The organism is Klebsiella sp. ME-303, from assembly GCF_007910085.1.
Classification (GTDB): domain Bacteria; phylum Pseudomonadota; class Gammaproteobacteria; order Enterobacterales; family Enterobacteriaceae; genus Klebsiella; species Klebsiella michiganensis.
The window spans coordinates 199,243-220,763 of record NZ_VOJB01000102.1; the positions used below are offsets into that span (position 1 = coordinate 199,243).

Consider the following 21,521-nt stretch of genomic DNA (forward strand, 5'->3'; position numbering starts at 1 on the left):
AATCCTTTTCGTTGGTACTAAGCGCGCTGCAAGCGAAGCGGTAAAAGACGCTGCTCTGAGCTGCGATCAGTTCTTCGTGAACCATCGCTGGCTGGGCGGTATGCTGACTAACTGGAAAACCGTTCGTCAGTCCATCAAACGTCTGAAAGACCTGGAAACTCAGTCCCAGGACGGTACTTTCGACAAGCTGACCAAGAAAGAAGCGCTGATGCGCACTCGTGAGCTGGACAAGCTGGAAAACAGCCTGGGCGGTATCAAAGACATGGGCGGCCTGCCGGACGCGCTGTTCGTTATCGACGCTGACCACGAGCACATCGCAATCAAAGAAGCAAACAACCTGGGTATTCCGGTATTTGCTATCGTTGATACTAACTCCGATCCGGACGGCGTTGACTTCGTTATCCCGGGTAACGACGACGCAATCCGTGCAGTTAGCCTGTACCTGAGCGCTGTTGCTGCTACCGTTCGTGAAGGCCGTTCTCAGGATCTGGCTTCTCAGGCGGAAGAAAGCTTCGTAGAAGCTGAATAATAAGGCATACCCTTATTTAGTACCGTGTATAAATAGGGGCCTCTTAGCGGCCCCTTTTTCACTTTCAAATCTGTCTGGTTCCTGGAACCGGGCCGATCACATCTCCCGAGGAATAAAGAATGGCTGAAATTACCGCATCCCTGGTAAAAGAGCTGCGCGAGCGTACTGGCGCAGGCATGATGGATTGCAAAAAAGCGCTGACTGAAGCGAACGGCGACATCGAGCTGGCAATTGAAAACATGCGTAAATCCGGTGCTATTAAAGCAGCGAAAAAAGCGGGCAACGTTGCCGCTGACGGCGTGATCATCACTAAAATTGATGGCACCTACGGCATCATTCTGGAAGTTAACTGCCAGACTGACTTCGTGGCTAAAGATGGTGGCTTCCAGGCGTTTGCAAACAAAGTTCTGGATGCAGCTGTTGCAGGCAAAATCACCGACGTTGAGGTTCTGAAAGCACAGTTCGAAGAAGAACGCGTTGCGCTGGTTGCTAAAATCGGTGAGAACATCAACATCCGTCGCGTTTCTTCCCTGGAAGGCGAAGTTCTGGGCTCTTACCAGCACGGCGCGCGTATCGGTGTTCTGGTTGCCGCTAAAGGCGCGAGCGAAGAGCTGGTTAAACAGCTGGCTATGCACGTCGCTGCAAGCAAGCCTGAATTCGTTAAGCCGGAAGACGTTTCCGCTGAAGTGGTCGAAAAAGAGTACCAGGTTCAGCTGGACATCGCCATGCAGTCTGGCAAGCCGAAAGAAATCGCAGAGAAAATGGTTGAAGGCCGCATGAAGAAATTCACCGGCGAAGTTTCTCTGACCGGTCAGCCGTTCGTTATGGACCCGAGCAAATCCGTTGCTCAGCTGCTGAAAGAGCACAACGCTGACGTGACTGGCTTCATCCGCTTTGAAGTGGGCGAAGGCATTGAGAAAGTTGAGACTGACTTTGCAGCAGAAGTTGCTGCGATGTCCAAGCAGTCTTAATTTTCAAAAGGAGCCGCCTGAGGGCGGCTTCTTTTTGCGCCTAATGTGTAAATTCAGCCAACCGCTATAGTGGGCACGCTGAAAAGCGACGTACAATGTCGCCAGAATAAATTCATCTCATTCGTTGACAGTCTCAGGAAAGAAACATGGCTACCAATGCAAAACCCGTCTACAAACGTATTCTGCTTAAGTTAAGTGGCGAAGCTCTGCAAGGTTCGGAAGGCTTCGGTATTGATGCGAGCATACTTGACCGCATGGCTCAGGAAATCAAAGAACTGGTTGAGCTGGGTATTCAGGTTGGCGTAGTGATTGGTGGCGGTAACCTTTTCCGTGGTGCTGGTCTGGCGAAAGCGGGTATGAACCGCGTTGTGGGCGACCACATGGGCATGCTGGCAACGGTCATGAACGGCCTTGCAATGCGTGATGCACTTCATCGCGCCTATGTGAACGCCCGCCTGATGTCAGCGATTCCGCTGAATGGCGTGTGCGATAACTACAGCTGGGCGGAAGCTATCAGCCTGCTGCGTAACAACCGCGTGGTGATTCTTTCCGCGGGTACCGGCAACCCATTCTTTACCACCGATTCCGCTGCCTGCCTGCGCGGCATTGAAATTGAAGCCGATGTGGTACTGAAAGCCACCAAAGTCGACGGTGTATTTACCGCCGACCCGGCCAAAGATCCTTCCGCAACGATGTACGATCAGCTGACCTACAGCGAAGTACTGGATAAAGAGCTGAAAGTGATGGATCTTGCGGCCTTTACCCTGGCGCGTGACCACAAACTGCCGATTCGCGTATTCAATATGAATAAGCCTGGCGCGCTGCGCCGCGTGGTGATGGGTGAAAAAGAAGGCACATTAATTACTGAGTAATTCCCGTTAGCGTCAAATACGGGTAATATTCGGCCTTACTTTTTCGGGTTTTTGACCCGATGGTTTTCAACATGCTCTGTGGACGGAATGCTGCGGCTGACCCGTAGCCTGAAAGACGCTGAGCATAAACATGACTATACTTAGCTCACTTTTGCAGTGGGCGACCGTCTGGTCTGTCTGAGACAAATTTTCAAGGATTCGTAACGTGATTAGCGATATCAGAAAAGATGCTGAAGTACGCATGGACAAATGCGTTGAAGCGTTCAAAACCCAAATCAGCAAAATACGCACGGGTCGTGCTTCTCCCAGCCTGCTGGATGGCATTATCGTGGAATACTACGGCACGCCGACTCCGCTGCGTCAGCTGGCTAGCGTAACGGTAGAAGACTCGCGCACGCTGAAGATCAACGTCTTCGATCGCTCCATGAGCCCGGCCGTTGAAAAAGCGATTATGGCTTCCGATCTCGGTCTGAACCCAAGCTCTGCGGGCAGCGATATCCGCGTTCCGCTGCCGCCGCTGACCGAAGAGCGTCGTAAAGATCTGACCAAAATCGTGCGTGGCGAAGCTGAACAGGCGCGCGTTGCCGTACGTAACGTCCGTCGCGATGCCAACGACAAAGTCAAAGCGCTGCTGAAAGAGAAAGAGATCAGCGAAGATGACGATCGCCGCTCTCAGGAAGATGTGCAGAAAATGACTGATGCTGCTATCAAGAAAGTTGATGCGGCGCTGGCGGATAAAGAAGCGGAACTGATGCAGTTCTGATTCTCTGCCGACACGCAGGTCTGACGATCGGCCTGCGTAAAATCTGAAACGCCGTACAGGAGACCGTACGCTCAATTTTCGGGATTGCGTTTAGACGGCTGGCCTTGTAGCCTTTGGCGCCATGTCAAAGGCCTTGCGCCTCCGCTCTGTCAACCGATAATTGATGCATAAGGGTTTGCTGGCGGCGTTTTGCTTTTTATCCTGTCTTCATTATTCTGGACGCCTCATGAAGCAATTAACCATTCTTGGTTCGACCGGTTCTATCGGCTGCAGCACGCTGGATGTGGTGCGCCATAATCCTGATAGCTTTTCTATCACCGCGCTGGTCGCCGGGAAAAATGTCGACCGTATGGTTGAACAATGTCTGGAATTCTCCCCTCGTTACGCGGTAATGGACGATGCGCACAGCGCGGAGCTGCTGCGTGCGCAACTGCGCGAGCAGGGCTGCCGAACGGAAGTCATGAGCGGCCAGCAGGCGGCGGCAGAAGTGGCGGCGCTCGACGAGGTTGAGCAGGTGATGGCGGCGATTGTCGGCGCAGCAGGCCTGGTGCCGACGCTCTCAGCCATTCGTGCGGGTAAAACGGTGCTGCTGGCGAACAAAGAGTCGCTGGTGACCTGCGGCCGTCTGTTTATGGATGCCGTGCAGCAGTACGGCGCACGATTGTTGCCGGTTGATAGCGAGCATAATGCGATTTTTCAGAGTATGCCGGAAACAATTCAACATAATCTGGGATACGCTGATTTAACCCAGAACGGCGTGGCGTCGATTCTGCTCACTGGCTCCGGCGGTCCCTTCCGGGAAACGGCGATTTCTGAACTGGCGGCGATGACCCCCGATCGGGCATGCAAGCATCCAAACTGGTCGATGGGGCGCAAAATATCTGTCGATTCGGCCACCATGATGAACAAAGGGCTGGAGTATATCGAAGCCCGCTGGCTGTTCAACGCCTCGGCGCAGCAGATGGAAGTCCTGATCCATCCGCAATCGGTGATTCACTCGATGGTACGTTATCAGGATGGCAGCGTCCTGGCGCAGCTCGGCGAGCCGGATATGCGTACGCCGATTGCCCACACGATGGGCTGGCCAAAACGCCTTAATTCTGGCGTGAAACCGCTGGATTTCTGTCAGTTGAGCACTCTGAGCTTCTCGGCGCCGGATTACGGCCGTTACCCCTGCCTGAAGCTGGCCATGGAGGCTTTTGATGTCGGTCAGGCGGCGACCACGGCGCTGAATGCGGCAAATGAAGTTTCAGTCGCGGCGTTTCTGAACGGGGATATTCGCTTTACCGATATTGCGGCGATAAATCAGGCGGTGCTGGATCAACAGGCGTTAAATGAGCCGCAAAGTATTGATGAAGTGCTGGCTATTGATGCGATGGCCCGGGTAAGCGCAGGCCAGCTCCTGACGGCGTGGCGCAAATTCTGATACGCGTTGTGATATTTGTGGGCGCTGTGCTTCAGTGATATAGTCTGCGCCATCCGATCGTTGCATTTTGGTGTGAAAGATTACGGTGGCCGTGGCAAGACACGGCTTTTTTGCGTAAAGCTTTTGGTTGTTCTCTGCGATTGGCCGTAGCTCCGGCACCGGATAAAAATGCGTATCCAGCGCTGACCGGTGGCCCGTGTTTAGTAGCTTAGCTAATCCTTATTATGGACTTAAAACGCGTTATGTTGTCTGCTAATCAAACTGTCAGCGAAATGTTGCCTGCGCATGGCTGTCGTCATGTGGCCATTATTATGGATGGCAACGGGCGTTGGGCAAAACGGCAAGGAAAGATCCGCGCCTTTGGCCATAAAGCCGGCGCTAAATCTGTTCGTCGCGCCGTCTCTTTCGCGGCGAATAATGGTATTGAAGCGTTGACGTTATACGCGTTCAGCAGTGAAAACTGGAATCGCCCGGCGCAGGAAGTCAGCGCGCTGATGGAGCTGTTTGTCTGGGCGCTGGATAGCGAAGTGAAAAGTCTGCACCGGCATAATGTGCGCCTGCGTATTATCGGCGAGACCACGCGCTTCAATGCGCGTCTCCAGGAGCGTATTCGTAAAGCGGAGGCGCTGACTGAGAACAACACCGGTTTGACCCTGAATATTGCGGCGAACTACGGCGGCCGCTGGGATATCGTCCAGGGCGTTCGTCATCTGGCCAAACAGGTGCAAGACGGGGTGCTTCAGCCCGAGCAAATCACAGAAGAGATGCTGAGCCAGCAGGTCTGCATGCATGAACTGGCTCCCGTAGATTTAGTTATTAGGACCGGGGGAGAGCATCGCATTAGTAATTTTTTGATTTGGCAAATTGCCTATGCCGAACTTTACTTTACGGATGTTCTTTGGCCCGATTTCGCTGAACAGGACTTTGAAGGTGCACTCCATGCCTTTGTTAATCGAGAGCGTCGCTTCGGCGGCACTGAGCCGGGCGGCAACAATGCCTGATGGGGGTCACTTTTGCTGAAGTATCGCCTGATTTCTGCTTTCGTCTTAATACCCGTTGTTATTGCGGCGCTTTTTTTACTGCCGCCCGCGGGTTTTGCCATCGTTACGCTAGTCGTCTGTATGCTCGCCGCGTGGGAGTGGGGGCAATTTAGCGGTTTCACTTCAACTACCCAGAGAGTCTGGCTGTCAGTGCTTTGCGGTTTGCTGCTGGCGCTGATGCTATTCCTGATGCCGGAATACCATTATGACGTTCATCAACCGCTGGTTGAGGGCGCGCTATGGGCGTCATTAGGCTGGTGGGTCGTCGCGCTGCTTTTAGTGCTGACTTACCCCGCTTCAGCGGCTTTCTGGCGCAATTCAAAAACGCTCCGTCTGATTTTTGGCGTCCTGACCATCGTGCCGTTTTTTTGGGGCATGCTGGCGCTTCGGGCCTGGCATTATACTGATGACCATTATAGCGGTGCGCTGTGGTTGCTGTACGTAATGATTCTGGTCTGGGGCGCGGATTCCGGCGCTTACATGTTCGGAAAAATGTTCGGTAAGCATAAGCTGGCGCCGAAGGTTTCTCCGGGTAAAACCTGGCAGGGTTTTTTCGGCGGTCTGTTAACGGCAGCGGTTATCTCCTGGGCTTACGGCTGGTGGGCCCATCTGAATGTTACGCCGATGGTGCTGCTGGTGTGTTCTATTGTCGCGGCCCTGGCTTCGGTACTCGGCGACCTGACCGAAAGCATGTTTAAACGCGAAGCTGGCATTAAAGATAGCGGAAATCTGATTCCCGGACACGGCGGTATCCTCGATCGTATCGATAGCCTGACGGCCGCGGTGCCCGTGTTTGCTTGCCTACTCTTGTTGGTTTTCAGGACGATTTGACGGAAGGTTTTATGCTGAGCGTTCTCTGGAATTTGGCTGCTTTTATTATTGCGCTGGGCGTGTTGATCACCGTCCATGAGTTTGGCCATTTCTGGGTTGCTCGCCGCTGCGGTATCCGCGTTGAGCGTTTCTCAATCGGCTTTGGCAAAGCGCTGTGGCGCCGTTTTGACAAGCAAGGAACGGAATTTATTATCGCCCTTATTCCGCTGGGCGGTTATGTCAAAATGCTCGACGAACGCGTTGAGCCCGTGGCGCCAGAGATGCGTCACTCCGCGTTTAACAACAAAACCGTCGGCCAGCGCGCCGCCGTTATTGCCGCGGGGCCAATCGCGAACTTCCTTTTTGCCATTTTTGCCTACTGGCTGGTGTTTATTATCGGCGTGCCAGGCGTGCGTCCGGTCGTTGGCGACATAACGCCCAACTCGATCGCCGCGCAAGCACAAATTGCAAAAGGAACGGAACTTAAAGCGATAGATGGCATCGAAACGCCTGATTGGGATGCAGTACGTATGGCGCTGGTGGCGAAGATAGGCGATCGGCAAACAATAGTTACGGTCGCCCCTTTCGGGACCAATCAACGTCAGGATAAAATCCTCGATCTGCAGCACTGGGCGTTTGAGCCGGATAAACAAGATCCGGTTGCCTCGTTGGGCATTCAGCCTCGCAGCGCGCAGATTGATACCGTCCTGGCTGAAGTACAATCTGACTCGGCGGCGCAGAAGGCGGGTTTGCAAGCGGGCGACAGGATCGTTAAAGTCGATGGTCAACCGTTAACGCAGTGGATGACGTTTGTTAATCTGGTGCGTGATAATCCGGGTAGGGCATTAGTTCTGGACATCGAGCGGCAGGGTAGCCCCCTGTCGGTGACCTTGACGCCGGATACGAAGTCTACCAAAGGCAAAGCGGAGGGGTTTGCAGGGGTCGTACCTAAGGTCATCCCGCTGCCTGATGAATATAAGACAGTGCGTCAGTACGGGCCATTTGCCGCCATCGCTGAAGCCACGGATAAAACCTGGCAGCTGATGTCGTTAACGGTCCGAATGCTGGGCAAATTGATAACCGGTGATGTCAAACTGAACAACCTCAGCGGGCCGATTTCTATCGCCCAGGGGGCTGGGATGTCAGCGGAATTTGGGTTGATTTACTATCTGATGTTCCTTGCGCTGATCAGCGTGAACCTCGGCATAATCAACCTGTTCCCGCTTCCCGTTCTCGACGGGGGACATCTGCTGTTTTTGGCGATTGAAAAGCTGAAAGGCGGGCCGGTATCCGAGCGAGTTCAAGACTTTAGTTATCGCATTGGCTCAATATTGCTGGTGCTGTTAATGGGGCTTGCACTTTTCAATGATTTCTCTCGGTTGTAAGAGAGTTTGTTAGGAAGAACGCATAATAACGATGGCGATGAAAAAGTTGCTCATAGCGTCGCTGCTGTTTAGCAGCGCAACCGTATACGGTGCTGACGGGTTCGTGGTGAAGGACATTCATTTCGAAGGCCTTCAGCGAGTCGCTGTTGGTGCGGCCCTCCTCAGTATGCCAGTGCGTCCTGGCGATACCGTAACCGATGATGATATCAGTAACACCATCCGTGCTCTGTTTGCCACCGGCAACTTTGAGGACGTCCGCGTACTGCGCGATGGTGATACCCTGCTGGTGCAGGTGAAAGAGCGTCCAACGATTGCCAGCATCACTTTCTCCGGTAACAAGTCGGTGAAAGATGACATGCTCAAGCAAAACCTTGAGGCATCCGGCGTGCGCGTAGGGGAATCCCTCGATCGCACCACGCTGGCTGATATCGAAAAGGGGCTGGAGGATTTCTACTACAGCGTCGGTAAGTACAGCGCCAGCGTTAAAGCTGTCGTGACGCCGCTGCCGCGTAACCGTGTCGACCTGAAGCTGGTATTCCAGGAAGGCGTCTCGGCGAAAATCCAGCAGATCAATATCGTCGGTAACCACGCATTCAGCACCGATGAACTCATTTCTACCTTCCAGCTGCGCGATGAAGTGCCGTGGTGGAACGTGGTTGGCGATCGTAAATATCAGAAACAGAAGCTGGCGGGAGATCTTGAAACGCTGCGCAGCTACTATCTGGATCGCGGCTATGCTCGTTTCAACATTGACTCCACGCAGGTTAGCCTGACGCCGGACAAAAAAGGTATCTACATCACCATCAACATTACCGAAGGCGATCAGTACAAGCTTTCTGGTGTGCAGGTGACGGGTGACCTGGCGGGGCATTCGGCAGAAATCGAAGCGCTGACCAAAGTGGAGCCGGGCGAGCTGTATAACGGCACCAAAGTGACCAAAATGGAGAATGACATTAAGAAACTCCTTGGTCGCTACGGCTATGCCTATCCGCGCGTTCAGTCCCAGCCGGAAATCAGCGATAGCGATAAGACCGTGAAGCTGCACGTGAACGTCGATGCGGGTAACCGCTACTACGTGCGTAAAATTCGCTTCGAAGGCAACGACACCTCGAAAGATGCCGTTCTGCGTCGCGAAATGCGTCAGATGGAAGGCGCCTGGCTGGGCAGCGACCTGGTCGATCAGGGTAAAGATCGTCTGAACCGTTTAGGCTACTTTGAAACGGTTGATACCGATACGCAGCGCGTTCCGGGCAGCCCGGATCAGGTTGACGTGGTCTATAAGGTTAAAGAGCGTAACACCGGTAGCTTTAACTTCGGCGTTGGTTACGGTACGGAAAGCGGCGTCAGCTTCCAGGCCGGCGTTCAGCAGGATAACTGGCTCGGTACCGGCTATTCCGTTGGGATTAACGGCACCAAAAACGACTATCAGACCTATACTGAACTGTCGGTGACGAACCCGTACTTTACCGTGGATGGCGTCAGCCTCGGCGGTCGTGTTTTCTATAACGACTTCGACGCTAACGATGCGGACCTGTCTGACTATACCAACAAAAGCTATGGTACAGACATCACGCTGGGCTTCCCGGTTAACGAATACAATACGCTGCGCGCGGGCCTGGGCTATGTGCATAACAAGCTATCCAACATGCAGCCTCAGGTATCCATGTGGCGTTATCTGAATTCGATGGGGCAGTATCCGGACAACACCAACGACAGAAACTCGTTCAGCGCTGACGACTTCACCTTCAACTACGGCTGGACGTATAACAAGCTCGACCGTGGCTTCTTCCCGACCGAAGGCTCACGCGTCAACCTGAACGGTAAAGTGACGATTCCGGGATCGGATAACGAATACTACAAAGCGACGCTCGATACCGCGACCTATGTACCGATCGATGACGATCATAAATGGGTGATGTTGGGTCGTACCCGCTTTGGTTATGGCGATGGTCTGGGCGGTAAAGAGATGCCGTTCTATGAGAACTTCTATGCCGGTGGTTCAAGCACCGTGCGTGGCTTCCAGTCCAATACTATCGGTCCGAAAGCGGTTTATTTCCCGGCCAGCAGCCGTCATGACGACGACAGCAGCTACGATAACGAATGTAAGAGCAGCGAGTCCGCACCGTGTAAGTCTGATGATGCGGTGGGCGGTAACGCCATGGCGGTTGCCAGCCTTGAGCTGATCACCCCGACGCCGTTTATTAGCGATAAATATGCGAACTCGGTCCGTACTTCCGTCTTCTGGGATATGGGTACCGTGTGGGATACTCACTGGGATTCAGCCGCATATGGGGGTTACCCGGACTACAGCGATCCAAGCAATATCCGTATGTCTGCGGGTATCGCAGTACAGTGGATGTCGCCGTTAGGGCCGTTGGTATTCTCCTACGCTCAGCCGTTTAAAAAGTACGATGGAGACAAAGCCGAACAGTTCCAGTTTAACATCGGTAAAACCTGGTAATGGTATTGGCTACAATGGAATGTAAGTGCAGTTGCAGTATAGCGCTGACTATTGGCGATAACTGAGGTTGTCGCCTGGCCACGCAAATAACGGTACCCCTGGGTACTCATGGGATGGTAAGGAGTTAATTGTGAAAAAGTGGTTATTAGCTGCAGGTCTGGGTTTAGCAATGGTAACTTCCGCTCAGGCGGCAGATAAAATTGCAATGGTTAACATGAACAGCCTCTTCCAACAGGTTGCCCAGAAAACAGGCGTTTCTAACACGCTGGAAAACGAGTTTAAAGGCCGCGCGAGCGAGCTGCAGCGTATGGAAGGCGACCTGCAGTCTAAAATGCAGCGTCTGCAGTCCATGAAAGCGGGCTCTGACCGTACCAAACTGGAAAAAGACGTGATGGCTCAGCGCCAGACTTTCTCCCAGAAAGCGCAGTCTTTCGAACAGGATCGTGCACGTCGTTCTAACGAAGAGCGCGGCAAGCTGGTGACTCGTATTCAGAGCGCTGTGCAGAGCGTGGCTAAAGATCAGAGCATCGATCTGGTTGTTGACTCTAATGCCGTTGCATACAACAGCAGCGATGTAAAAGACATCACCGCTGATGTGCTGAAACAGGTTAAATAAGTAATGCCTTCAATTCGACTGGCTGATTTAGCCCAGCAGTTGGATGCAGAATTACACGGTGATGGCGATATCGTCATCACCGGCGTTGCGTCCATGCAGTCCGCACAAGCGGGCGATATTACTTTCATGGTAAATCCTAAGTACCGTGAACACCTGGCCGCTTGCCAGGCATCTGCCGTCGTGATGACGCAGGATGATTTACCTTTTGCTCATAGCGCCGCGCTGGTAGTGCGTAATCCCTACCTGACCTACGCGCGCATGGCTCAAATTCTTGATACCACGCCGCAGCCGGCGCAGGATATCGCGCCCAGTGCGGTCATCGATGCGACGGCGAAGCTGGGTGCCCACGTGGCGATTGGCCCAAACGCCGTGATTGAATCGGGCGTCATCCTCGGTGATAACGTGGTTATCGGCGCGGGCTGCTTCGTTGGGAAAAATACGAAAATAGGTGCCGGCTCGCGTTTATGGGCCAACGTCACCGTTTACCACGACATTGAGATCGGCGAGAATTGCCTGATCCAGTCCAGCACGGTGATTGGCGCAGATGGCTTCGGCTACGCGAACGATCGCGGCAACTGGGTTAAGATCCCACAGCTTGGTCGCGTGATTATTGGCGATCGCGTGGAGATTGGCGCCTGTACGACCATTGACCGTGGTGCGCTGGACGACACCGTCATCGGTAACGGCGTGATTATTGATAACCAGTGTCAAATCGCGCACAACGTGGTGATTGGCGACAACACCGCGGTTGCTGGCGGCGTCATCATGGCGGGCAGCCTGAAGATCGGCCGCTACTGCATGATTGGCGGAGCCAGCGTGATCAACGGCCATATGGAAATCTGCGATAAAGTCACCGTCACGGGGATGGGAATGGTTATGCGTCCTATCACCGAGCCAGGGGTTTACTCTTCAGGTATCCCGCTGCAGCCGAATAAGGTCTGGCGTAAGACCGCTGCGCTGGTACTGAATATTGATGATATGAGCAAGCGCCTCAAAGCCATTGAGCGCAAGGTTAATCAACAAGATTAGTGCTGCGTCCAGCCACATTAAATTTTCGGCCTGTTGCATTCATGAGATTGCCGCAGGCCGTGTTATTATTGCCTTTTAGGATATTTAGACAGGAAGAGTATTTTGACTACTGACACTCATACTCTGCACATTGAAGAGATTCTGGAACTTCTGCCTCACCGATACCCGTTCCTGCTGGTCGATCGCGTGCTGGATTTTGAAGAAGGTCGTTTTCTACGCGCAGTTAAAAATGTTTCTGTAAATGAGCCGTTTTTCCAGGGGCATTTCCCTGGTAAGCCGATTTTACCGGGCGTATTGATTCTCGAAGCTATGGCCCAGGCCACCGGCATTCTGGCATTCAAAAGCGTTGGAAAACTGGAACCGGGCGAGCTGTATTATTTTGCCGGGATTGACGAAGCGCGTTTCAAACGTCCGGTCGTGCCTGGCGATCAGATGATTATGGAAGTCACTTTTGAAAAAACCCGCCGCGGTCTGACTCGCTTTAAAGGCGTTGCAACCGTTGACGGAAAAGTGGTTTGCGAAGCAACGATGATGTGTGCCCGTAGCCGGGAGGCCTGATACGTGATTGATAAAACCGCCTTTATTCATCCTTCCGCCATTGTAGAAGAAGGCGCCGTTATTGGCGCTAACGTCCACGTTGGCCCGTTTTGTATTGTTGGTGCTAACGTCGAAATCGGCGAAGGTACCGTACTGAAATCTCACGTTGTCATCAACGGCCATACCAAAATTGGCCGCGATAACGAGATCTATCAGTTCGCTTCCATCGGCGAAGTTAACCAGGACCTGAAATATGCTGGCGAACCGACCCGCGTGGAAATTGGCGATCGCAACCGCATCCGCGAAAGCGTCACCATTCATCGTGGCACAGTACAGGGCGGTGGATTAACGAAGGTGGGCAGCGATAACCTGCTGATGATCAACGCCCACGTGGCGCACGATTGTACGCTGGGCGACCGCTGTATTCTGGCCAATAACGCGACCCTTGCGGGCCACGTTTCGCTGGATGATTTTGTTATCATCGGCGGCATGACCGCCGTGCATCAGTTCTGCATTATTGGCGCACACGTGATGGTGGGCGGCTGCTCCGGCGTAGCGCAGGACGTTCCGCCGTTCGTGATTGCGCAGGGCAACCACGCGACGCCGTTTGGCGTCAACATCGAAGGGTTGAAACGTCGCGGCTTCAGCCGTGAGGCGATCACTGCGATTCGTAACGCGTATAAGCTGCTGTACCGCAGCGGTAAAACGCTGGACGAAGCGAAAGCTGAAATTGCCGAGCTGGCGGCGCAGTATCCCGAAGTGCAGACCTTTACCGACTTTTTTGCCCGCTCCACGCGCGGCCTGATTCGTTAATGGCTGAATTGCGTCCCCTGACGATTGCCCTGGTCGCCGGAGAAACCTCCGGCGATATTCTTGGTGCCGGTCTTATCCGCGCGCTCAAAGCCCGCATACCTGATGCCCGCTTTGTCGGCGTTGCCGGGCCGTTGATGCAGGCGGAAGGCTGCGAAGCCTGGTATGAGATGGAAGAGCTGGCGGTGATGGGCATTGTGGAAGTGCTGGGTCGCCTGCGCCGTCTGCTGCATATTCGCGCCGATCTCACCCGTCGATTGACCGAGCTTAAGCCAGACGTATTCGTCGGCATTGATGCGCCTGACTTCAATATTACCCTCGAAGGTAATCTGAAGAAGCAGGGTATCAAAACCATCCATTACGTCAGCCCCTCGGTGTGGGCATGGCGGCAAAAACGCGTTTTCAAAATTGGCAGATCCACCGATCTGGTACTGGCATTTCTGCCTTTCGAAAAAGCGTTTTATGACAAATTCAACGTTCCCTGCCGGTTTATCGGCCACACGATGGCGGATGCGATGCCGCTGGACCCGGATAAAGGCGCGGCGCGCGACCGTCTGGGGATCGATCGTAACGTGCATTGCCTGGCGCTGCTGCCGGGAAGCCGCGGGGCGGAAGTTGAGATGCTCAGCGCTGATTTTCTGAAAACGGCGCAGCTCCTGCGAGACCATTATCCCGACCTGGAAGTGGTTGTTCCGCTGGTCAACGCGAAACGGCGGGAACAGTTCGAGCGCATCAAAGCGGAAACGGCGCCGGATCTTGCCGTCCACCTGCTCGACGGCCGGGCGCGCGATGCGATGATCGCCAGCGATGCCGCGCTGCTGGCCTCCGGCACGGCTGCGCTGGAGTGTATGCTGGCTAAGTGTCCGATGGTTGTCGGCTATCGGATGAAGCCGTTTACCTTCTGGCTGGCGAAACGGCTGGTGAAGACCGACTATGTGTCGTTGCCGAATTTACTGGCCGGGCGCGAACTGGTTAAAGAACTGCTGCAGGATGAATGCCGGCCGCAGGTGCTGGCCGAGGCGCTGAAGCCGCTGCTGGCCGACGGAAAAACCAGCCACGATATGCATGAAACCTTCCGCGCGCTGCATCAGCAGATCCGCTGCAACGCTGATGAGCAGGCGGCGGATGCCGTACTGGAGTTAGCAAAATGATGGAATTCGTATATCCGCATACCCATCTGGTTGCGGGAGTCGATGAAGTCGGACGCGGCCCGCTGGTTGGCGCGGTGGTGACCGCCGCGGTTATTCTCGATCCGGCAAAGCCGATCGTCGGTCTTAACGACTCAAAAAAGCTAAGCGAAAAACGCCGCCTTGCGCTATTTGACGAGATCAAAGAAAAAGCGCTGTGCTGGAGCCTCGGTCGCGCTGAGCCGCATGAAATCGATGAGCTGAATATTTTGCACGCGACCATGCTGGCCATGCAGCGCGCCGTTGCCGGTTTGCGCGTTTCCCCTGAGTTTGTTCTTATTGATGGTAACCGCTGTCCGCCGCTGCCGATGCCGTCACTGGCGGTCGTCAAAGGCGACAGCCGAGTGGCGGAAATCAGCGCCGCGTCTATTCTGGCTAAAGTGACGCGCGATGCTGAAATGGCCGTACTGGACCGGGAGTTCCCGCAGTACGGCTTTGCGCAACATAAAGGTTATCCCACCGCTTTTCATCTGCAAAAGCTGCTGGAACATGGCGTAATCGAGCAATACCGGCGCAGCTTTGGCCCGGTGAAACGCGCGCTGGGCCTGGCGTCCTGAACTGACACGCAAGCAATTAAGTAACGCGGAATCTGAAGATGGCTGAACCACGTTTCGTACACCTGCGGGTGCACAGCGACTATTCCATGATCGATGGTCTGGCGAAAACCGGACCGTTGGTAAAAAAGGCGGCCGCGCTCGGCATGCCTGCGCTGGCGATCACTGATTTTACCAACCTCTGCGGGCTGGTGAAGTTCTACGGAGCAGGGCACGGTGCCGGAATTAAACCCATCGTCGGGGCCGATTTCCACGTTCAGAGCGATCTGCTTGGCGATGAACTGAGCCAGCTGACGGTACTGGCGGCGAACAACGCTGGCTATCAAAACCTGACGCTGCTGATCTCCAAAGCCTATCAGCGCGGCTACGGCGCGGCAGGCCCGATTATCGATCGCGACTGGCTGATCGAATTAAAAGAAGGGCTGATTTTGCTCTCCGGCGGGCGTATGGGCGACGTGGGTCGTAGCCTGCTGCGCGGAAACATGGCGCTGGTGGATCAGTGCGTTGATTTTTATGAACAACATTTCCCTGATTGCTACTTCCTTGAGCTCATTCGCACCGGCCGTCAGGATGAAGAGCCCTACCTGCATGCAGCGGTAGAACTGGCGGAAACCCGCGGCCTACCGGTGGTGGCGACCAACGATGTTCGCTTCCTTGAGCCGGGCGACTTCGACGCCCATGAAATCCGCGTGGCTATCCACGACGGCTTTACCCTCGACGATCCCAAGCGTCCGCGCAACTACTCGCCGCAGCAGTATATGCGCAGCGAAGAGGAGATGTGCGAGCTCTTTTCCGATATTCCCGAAGCGCTGCAAAACACCGTGGAGATCGCCAAACGCTGTAACGTGACCGTGCGCCTTGGCGAGTACTTCCTGCCGCAGTTCCCGACGGGGGATATGACCACCGAAGATTATCTGGTTAAGAAATCCAAAGAGGGTCTGGAAGAGCGTCTGGAATTCCTGTTCCCCGATCCGGATGAGCGGGCTAAACGCCGTCCTGAATATGATGAACGCCTGGATATTGAGCTGCAGGTGATTAACCAGATGGGGTTCCCGGGCTACTTCCTGATCGTTATGGAGTTTATCCAGTGGTCGAAGGATAACGGCGTGCCGGTAGGGCCGGGACGTGGTTCCGGCGCCGGATCGCTGGTGGCCTATGCGCTGAAAATTACCGACCTCGATCCGCTGGAGTTCGACCTGCTGTTCGAACGTTTCCTTAACCCGGAACGTGTCTCCATGCCCGACTTCGACGTTGACTTCTGTATGGAGAAGCGCGACCAGGTGATTGAACACGTCGCGGACATGTACGGTCGCGATGCGGTCTCGCAGATTATTACCTTCGGCACCATGGCGGCGAAAGCGGTTATCCGCGACGTTGGCCGCGTGCTGGGCCACCCGTACGGCTTTGTGGACCGCATTTCCAAGCTGGTACCGCCCGATCCGGGTATGACGCTGGCGAAAGCGTTTGAAGCCGAGCCGCAGCTGCCGGAGATTTACGAGGCGGACGAAGAGGTTAAAGCGCTGATCGACATGGCGCGTAAGCTCGAAGGGGTTACCCGTAACGCCGGTAAACATGCGGGCGGGGTGGTGATTGCGCCCACCAAAATAACCGATTTTGCCCCGCTGTACTGCGATGAAGCGGGCCAGCATCCGGTTACCCAGTTTGATAAGAACGACGTTGAATATGCCGGGCTGGTGAAGTTCGACTTCCTCGGTCTGCGTACGCTCACCATCATTAACTGGGCGCTGGAGATGATCAACGCCCGCCGCGAGAAGAACGGCGAGGGGCCGCTGGATATCGCCGCTATCCCGCTGGACGATAAAAAAAGCTTCGACATGCTGCAGCGTTCGGAAACCACCGCCGTCTTCCAGCTTGAATCGCGCGGTATGAAGGATCTGATCAAGCGTCTGCAGCCTGACTGCTTTGAAGATATGATCGCTCTGGTGGCCCTGTTCCGACCGGGGCCGCTGCAGTCGGGAATGGTGGATAACTTTATTGACCGTAAGCACGGTCGCGAAGAGATATCGTATCCGGACGTACAGTGGCAGCACGAATGCCTGAAACCGGTACTGGAGCCAACCTATGGCATTATCCTGTACCAGGAACAGGTCATGCAGATTGCCCAGGAGCTTTCCGGCTATACCCTCGGCGGCGCGGATATGCTGCGTCGTGCGATGGGTAAGAAAAAGCCGGAAGAGATGGCCAAGCAGCGCGGCACCTTTGAAGAAGGGGCGAGAAAGCGCGGCGTTGACGGCGAACTGGCAATTAAAATCTTTGATCTGGTAGAGAAGTTCGCCGGTTATGGATTTAACAAATCGCACTCTGCCGCTTATGCTTTAGTGTCCTATCAGACGCTGTGGCTGAAGGCGCACTATCCGGCTGAATTTATGGCGGCGGTAATGACCGCTGATATGGATAACACCGAGAAGGTCGTCGGCCTGGTGGATGAGTGCTGGCGGATGGGGCTGAAAATCCTGCCGCCGGATATTAACTCCGGCCTGTACCATTTTCACGTTAACGACGATGGCGAAATCGTTTATGGTATCGGCGCCATCAAAGGCGTCGGCGAAGGTCCGATAGAAGCGATCATTGAAGCCCGTAATCAGGGCGGCTATTTCCGCGAACTGTTCGATCTCTGCGCGCGTACGGATATTAAAAAGCTCAACCGCCGGGTGCTGGAAAAACTGATTATGTCCGGGGCCTTCGACCGCCTCGGGCCGCATCGCGCGGCGTTAATGAATTCACTGGGCGATGCGCTAAAAGCCGCCGATCAGCACGCCAAAGCCGAAGCTATCGGTCAGGCGGACATGTTCGGCGTACTGGCGGAAGAGCCGGAGCAAATCGAACAGTCCTACGCCAGCTGCCAGCCGTGGCCGGAACAGGTCGTGCTGGATGGCGAAAGGGAGACCCTGGGGCTGTATCTGACCGGGCATCCGATTAACCAGTACTTGAAAGAGATCGAGCGCTACGTAGGCGGCGTACGACTCAAAGACATGCATCCGACCGATCGTGGTAAAGTGACCACGGCGGCCGGGCTCGTTATTGCCGCGCGGGTCATGGTCACCAAGCGCGGCAATCGTATCGGCATCTGCACGCTGGATGACCGTTCCGGGCGTCTGGAGGTGATGTTGTTCACCGACGCCCTGGATAAATACCAGCAGCTGCTGGAAAAAGACCGCATACTTATCGTCAGCGGACAGGTCAGCTTTGATGACTTCAGCGGGGGGCTTAAAATGACCGCTCGTGAAGTCATGGACATTGACGAAGCCCGGGAAAAATATGCTCGCGGGCTTGCTATCTCGCTGACGGACAGGCAAATTGATGACCAGCTTTTAAACCGACTCCGTCAGTCTCTGGAACCCCACCGTTCGGGAACTATTCCAGTACACCTCTATTATCAGAGGGCGGATGCACGCGCGCGGTTGCGTTTTGGCGCAACATGGCGCGTCTCTCCGAGCGATCGTTTACTTAACGATCTGCGTGGCCTTATCGGCTCGGAGCAGGTGGAACTGGAGTTTGACTAATACAGGAATACTATGAGTCTGAATTTCCTTGATTTTGAACAGCCGATTGCAGAGCTGGAAGCGAAAATCGATTCTCTGACTGCGGTTAGCCGCCAGGATGAGAAACTGGATATTAATATCGATGAAGAAGTGCATCGCCTGCGTGAAAAGAGCGTAGAGCTGACGCGCAAGATCTTCGCCGATCTTGGTGCATGGCAGGTTGCGCAGCTGGCGCGCCATCCACGTCGCCCGTACACCCTGGATTATGTCCGCCTGGCTTTCGACGAATTCGACGAACTGGCCGGTGACCGTGCCTATGCTGACGATAAAGCTATCGTCGGCGGGATTGCGCGTCTGGACGGGCGTCCGGTAATGATTATCGGCCACCAGAAAGGGCGCGAAACCAAAGAGAAAATTCGCCGCAACTTCGGTATGCCGGCGCCGGAAGGCTATCGTAAGGCGCTGCGCCTGATGGAAATGGCCGAACGCTTTAAAATGCCGATCATCACCTTCATCGATACCCCGGGCGCCTACCCGGGCGTCGGTGCGGAAGAGCGCGGCCAGTCTGAAGCGATTGCCCGCAACCTGCGTGAAATGTCGCGTCTGAGCGTCCCGGTTATCTGCACCGTTATCGGTGAAGGTGGTTCCGGCGGCGCGCTGGCAATCGGCGTGGGCGATAAAGTGAATATGCTGCAGTACAGCACCTATTCCGTTATCTCCCCGGAAGGCTGTGCCTCCATTTTGTGGAAAAGCGCCGATAAAGCGCCGCTGGCCGCCGAAGCGATGGGGATTGTTGCCCCGCGTCTGAAAGAGCTGAAGCTGATTGACTCCATCATTCCTGAGCCGCTGGGCGGCGCGCATCGTAATCCGGAAGTCATGGCCGCCTCTCTGAAAGCGCAGCTGCTGGCCGATCTGGCTGACCTCGATGTTCTGAGCGAAGAAGATCTGCTGAACCGTCGCTATCAGCGTCTGATGAGCTACGGCTACGCCTGATTATCTCACTCATTTTTTATCCCTGAGGGCCGGATTTTCCGGCCCTTTTTTTATGTGTTGTTTACTGAGACGAGATGAGATGAATAAGAGCTAATGTGATTAGCCGATGATGCCGATCTCCCCTAAAACTGCAGCAACTGCCAGGGATTGCGACCCGGCAGGCCGTTAACAAGGATAAAGGAGAAATACTATGGCATTGCACAAAACCGTCGCATTAAGCGCCGTGGCCGCAGGGATCATGTTAAGCCTGGGGGCCGCACAGGCCACACCGTTGCTTGGCGCAACGGAAGCGACAACCATCAAGGCGAGTGACCTGGCCGCGAAAGAAAAAGCCTTAACCGACTTTCCGCTCATGACATCGGTAAAATCATCGATTCAAACGCTGCCGAACAGCGAAGTTGAAAAAATCGAGCCGGGTCTGGCGACCAACCCGGCAAACGTGAAGCGCGTGGAAAGCATTCTGTCCGAAAAGGATTGGGAATATCTATTCCCGATGCGCGCGGCAGAATATACCTACTCTAACTTTCTGAAAGCTATTGGTAAATTCCCTGCAGTTTGCGGGACCTATACCGACGGACGCGATAGCGATGCCATATGCCGTAAATCTCTGGCAACCATGTTTGCCCACTTTGCTCAGGAAACCGGTGGCCACGAAAGCTGGCGCGATATTCCCGAGTGGCGCCAGGCGCTGGTTTATCTCCGTGAAGTGGGCTGGGTTGAGGGTCAGAAAGGCGGCTACAACGGGGAGTGTAACCCGGATATCTGGCAGGGGCAGACCTGGCCCTGCGGTAAAGATAAAGACGGCGACTACCTGAGCTACTTTGGCCGCGGCGCAAAACAGCTCTCCTATAACTACAACTACGGTCCGTTCTCCGATGCTATGTACGATGGCGACGTTCGTCCTCTGCTGGATAAACCGGAGCGGGTGGCGGATACCTGGATGAACCTGGCGAGCGCGGTGTTCTTCTTCGTTTACCCGCAGCCGCCGAAGCCCTCTATGCTGCACGTCATCGACGGAACCTGGGTACCAAACGATCATGATAAAGCGAATGGCCTGGTTGAAGGCTTTGGGGTCACCATTCAAATTATCAACGGCGGCGTCGAGTGCGGCGGGGCGGAAGAGAACGCGCAGTCTCTGAACCGTATTGCCTACTACAAAGAGTTCGCAAACTACCTGAAAGTGCCGATTGCTGATGATGAAGTTCTCGGTTGTAAGAATATGAAGCAGTTCGATGAAGGCGGCGCGGGCGCGTTACCGATTTACTGGGAAGAGGATTGGGGATGGAGCCCGGACACCGCTGATGGCAAGACTAACGCCTGCCAGCTGGTGGGCTACCAGACGCCGTATAGCGCCTTTAAACAAGGTGACTATGCGAAGTGCGTCCAGAGCCACTTCAACGTCAATATCATCGACGACACCGGCCAGGCCGAGGATACCACCCCGGCCACGCCTGACGATACCACGCCTGCGCAGGAAACTAACGTGGCGCCGGTTGCGCGTATCGCCGGTCCGATTGGCGCTATCGAAGCGGGCGCCAGGGTTTCCTTGAGCGCGGAGGGCTCTACCGATGCGAATGGCGATAAGCTCACCTATACCTGGATGTCGCAGGACGGTCAGACTATCAGCGGACAGGATAAAGCCGTTATCACCTTTACCGCTCCGGAAAAAGATCGCGATGCGCAATATGTGGTGAGCCTGACGGTAAGCGACGGGACCTTGTCCAGCACGGCAACGTACACCCTGAACGTGAAGGCTAAAGCTGCTGCTGCGGATGAAACGACCGATGGCAAAGACAGCGACACCATCAGCTATCCTTCCTGGAGCAGTACCCAGACCTGGAAAGCGGGCGATATCGTTAATAACCACGGCGCGCTGTATCAGTGTAAACCGCTACCTGAAGGGGCGTGGTGCAACGTGGCGCCGACCTACTATGAGCCCGGCGCAGGCATTGCCTGGGGCGATGCGTGGAAAGCGCTGTAATAGAGATAAATCCGCCAGTGCTTAGCGCTGGCGGGGTGATATGATGCTTTCCTT

18 protein-coding genes are annotated in these 21,521 nt (G+C 54.8%); all 18 read left to right on the forward strand.

All coding sequences use genetic code 11. The annotated features are described in order from the left end of the window. The coding region (rpsB, locus tag FQK12_RS25005; RefSeq protein WP_261393159.1) for a 30S ribosomal protein S2 at nucleotides 1-529 on the forward strand (529 nt) is incomplete at its 5' end. Nucleotides 530-648: 119 nt separating this feature from the next. Then, nucleotides 649-1,500, forward strand: coding sequence for a translation elongation factor Ts (gene tsf, locus FQK12_RS25010; RefSeq protein WP_014227998.1), 852 nt, complete (start codon nucleotides 649-651; stop codon nucleotides 1,498-1,500). 146 nt (nucleotides 1,501-1,646) lie between these two features. Next, nucleotides 1,647-2,372: a UMP kinase gene (gene pyrH / locus FQK12_RS25015; protein ID WP_004098747.1), complete on the forward strand. Its 726-nt coding sequence runs from the start codon at nucleotides 1,647-1,649 to the stop codon at nucleotides 2,370-2,372. 205 nt (nucleotides 2,373-2,577) lie between these two features. Beyond that, nucleotides 2,578-3,135, forward strand: a complete 558-nt coding sequence (frr, locus tag FQK12_RS25020; protein ID WP_004098748.1) for a ribosome recycling factor — start codon at nucleotides 2,578-2,580, stop codon at nucleotides 3,133-3,135. A 226-nt stretch (nucleotides 3,136-3,361) separates the two neighbouring features. Continuing rightward, nucleotides 3,362-4,561, forward strand: a complete 1,200-nt coding sequence (gene ispC / locus FQK12_RS25025; RefSeq protein WP_014227999.1) for a 1-deoxy-D-xylulose-5-phosphate reductoisomerase — start codon at nucleotides 3,362-3,364, stop codon at nucleotides 4,559-4,561. 242 nt (nucleotides 4,562-4,803) lie between these two features. Beyond that, on the forward strand, nucleotides 4,804-5,562 hold the full coding sequence (gene ispU / locus FQK12_RS25035; protein WP_004098751.1) for a (2E,6E)-farnesyl-diphosphate-specific ditrans,polycis-undecaprenyl-diphosphate synthase: 759 nt from the start codon (nucleotides 4,804-4,806) through the stop codon (nucleotides 5,560-5,562). Nucleotides 5,563-5,574: 12 nt separating this feature from the next. Further along, nucleotides 5,575-6,432: a phosphatidate cytidylyltransferase gene (cdsA, locus tag FQK12_RS25040; RefSeq protein ID WP_014228000.1), complete on the forward strand. Its 858-nt coding sequence runs from the start codon at nucleotides 5,575-5,577 to the stop codon at nucleotides 6,430-6,432. A gap of 11 nt (nucleotides 6,433-6,443) precedes the next feature. Next, nucleotides 6,444-7,796: a sigma E protease regulator RseP gene (rseP, locus tag FQK12_RS25045; protein ID WP_014228001.1), complete on the forward strand. Its 1,353-nt coding sequence runs from the start codon at nucleotides 6,444-6,446 to the stop codon at nucleotides 7,794-7,796. Between the two features lie 31 nt (nucleotides 7,797-7,827). Continuing rightward, nucleotides 7,828-10,257 (forward strand): outer membrane protein assembly factor BamA, encoded by a 2,430-nt coding sequence (gene bamA, locus FQK12_RS25050; RefSeq protein ID WP_014228002.1) that lies wholly within the window; start codon nucleotides 7,828-7,830, stop codon nucleotides 10,255-10,257. Nucleotides 10,258-10,387: 130 nt separating this feature from the next. Beyond that, entirely contained in the window at nucleotides 10,388-10,873 is a 486-nt protein-coding gene (gene skp, locus FQK12_RS25055) for a molecular chaperone Skp (RefSeq protein WP_004098757.1), read from the forward strand. Nucleotides 10,874-10,876: 3 nt separating this feature from the next. Beyond that, nucleotides 10,877-11,902, forward strand: a complete 1,026-nt coding sequence (lpxD, locus tag FQK12_RS25060) for a UDP-3-O-(3-hydroxymyristoyl)glucosamine N-acyltransferase (protein ID WP_014228003.1) — start codon at nucleotides 10,877-10,879, stop codon at nucleotides 11,900-11,902. A 102-nt stretch (nucleotides 11,903-12,004) separates the two neighbouring features. After that, nucleotides 12,005-12,460 (forward strand): 3-hydroxyacyl-ACP dehydratase FabZ, encoded by a 456-nt coding sequence (gene fabZ / locus FQK12_RS25065; protein WP_004098761.1) that lies wholly within the window; start codon nucleotides 12,005-12,007, stop codon nucleotides 12,458-12,460. Nucleotides 12,461-12,463: 3 nt separating this feature from the next. Continuing rightward, nucleotides 12,464-13,252 carry an acyl-ACP--UDP-N-acetylglucosamine O-acyltransferase gene (lpxA, locus tag FQK12_RS25070; protein ID WP_004098763.1) on the forward strand — a complete coding sequence of 263 codons (789 nt, stop codon included), beginning with the start codon at nucleotides 12,464-12,466 and terminating at the stop codon, nucleotides 13,250-13,252. Then, a complete protein-coding gene (gene lpxB / locus FQK12_RS25075) occupies nucleotides 13,252-14,400 on the forward strand; it encodes a lipid-A-disaccharide synthase (RefSeq protein WP_014228004.1) in 1,149 nt (382 codons plus the stop codon). The genes lpxA and lpxB overlap by 1 nt, the downstream gene beginning before the upstream one ends. Next, a complete protein-coding gene (gene rnhB, locus FQK12_RS25080; protein WP_014228005.1) occupies nucleotides 14,397-14,993 on the forward strand; it encodes a ribonuclease HII in 597 nt (198 codons plus the stop codon). The genes lpxB and rnhB overlap by 4 nt, the downstream gene beginning before the upstream one ends. Before the next feature lie 38 nt (nucleotides 14,994-15,031). After that, on the forward strand, nucleotides 15,032-18,514 hold the full coding sequence (dnaE, locus tag FQK12_RS25085) for a DNA polymerase III subunit alpha (RefSeq protein ID WP_014228006.1): 3,483 nt from the start codon (nucleotides 15,032-15,034) through the stop codon (nucleotides 18,512-18,514). 12 nt (nucleotides 18,515-18,526) lie between these two features. Next, the gene (accA, locus tag FQK12_RS25090) at nucleotides 18,527-19,486 is read left to right on the forward strand and encodes an acetyl-CoA carboxylase carboxyl transferase subunit alpha (protein ID WP_004098771.1); all 960 of its coding nucleotides are present in this window, start codon (nucleotides 18,527-18,529) and stop codon (nucleotides 19,484-19,486) included. A 190-nt stretch (nucleotides 19,487-19,676) separates the two neighbouring features. After that, the gene (locus FQK12_RS25095) at nucleotides 19,677-21,467 is read left to right on the forward strand and encodes a chitinase (RefSeq protein ID WP_014228007.1); all 1,791 of its coding nucleotides are present in this window, start codon (nucleotides 19,677-19,679) and stop codon (nucleotides 21,465-21,467) included. Nucleotides 21,468-21,521 lie beyond the last annotated feature (54 nt).

Bases quoted from the DNA above. Each gene is read 5' to 3' on its own strand.
- pyrH (WP_004098747.1), top strand. From the start codon at position 1,647: ATGGCTACCAATGCAAAACCCGTCTACAAACGTATTCTGCTTAAGTTA.
- ispU (WP_004098751.1), top strand. From the start codon at position 4,804: ATGTTGTCTGCTAATCAAACTGTCAGCGAAATGTTGCCTGCGCATGGC.
- tsf (WP_014227998.1), top strand. From the start codon at position 649: ATGGCTGAAATTACCGCATCCCTGGTAAAAGAGCTGCGCGAGCGTACT.
- lpxB (WP_014228004.1), top strand. From the start codon at position 13,252: ATGGCTGAATTGCGTCCCCTGACGATTGCCCTGGTCGCCGGAGAAACC.
- lpxD (WP_014228003.1), top strand. From the start codon at position 10,877: ATGCCTTCAATTCGACTGGCTGATTTAGCCCAGCAGTTGGATGCAGAA.
- rnhB (WP_014228005.1), top strand. From the start codon at position 14,397: ATGATGGAATTCGTATATCCGCATACCCATCTGGTTGCGGGAGTCGAT.
- accA (WP_004098771.1), top strand. From the start codon at position 18,527: ATGAGTCTGAATTTCCTTGATTTTGAACAGCCGATTGCAGAGCTGGAA.
- dnaE (WP_014228006.1), top strand. From the start codon at position 15,032: ATGGCTGAACCACGTTTCGTACACCTGCGGGTGCACAGCGACTATTCC.
- ispC (WP_014227999.1), top strand. From the start codon at position 3,362: ATGAAGCAATTAACCATTCTTGGTTCGACCGGTTCTATCGGCTGCAGC.
- rseP (WP_014228001.1), top strand. From the start codon at position 6,444: ATGCTGAGCGTTCTCTGGAATTTGGCTGCTTTTATTATTGCGCTGGGC.
- bamA (WP_014228002.1), top strand. From the start codon at position 7,828: ATGGCGATGAAAAAGTTGCTCATAGCGTCGCTGCTGTTTAGCAGCGCA.
- FQK12_RS25095 (WP_014228007.1), top strand. From the start codon at position 19,677: ATGGCATTGCACAAAACCGTCGCATTAAGCGCCGTGGCCGCAGGGATC.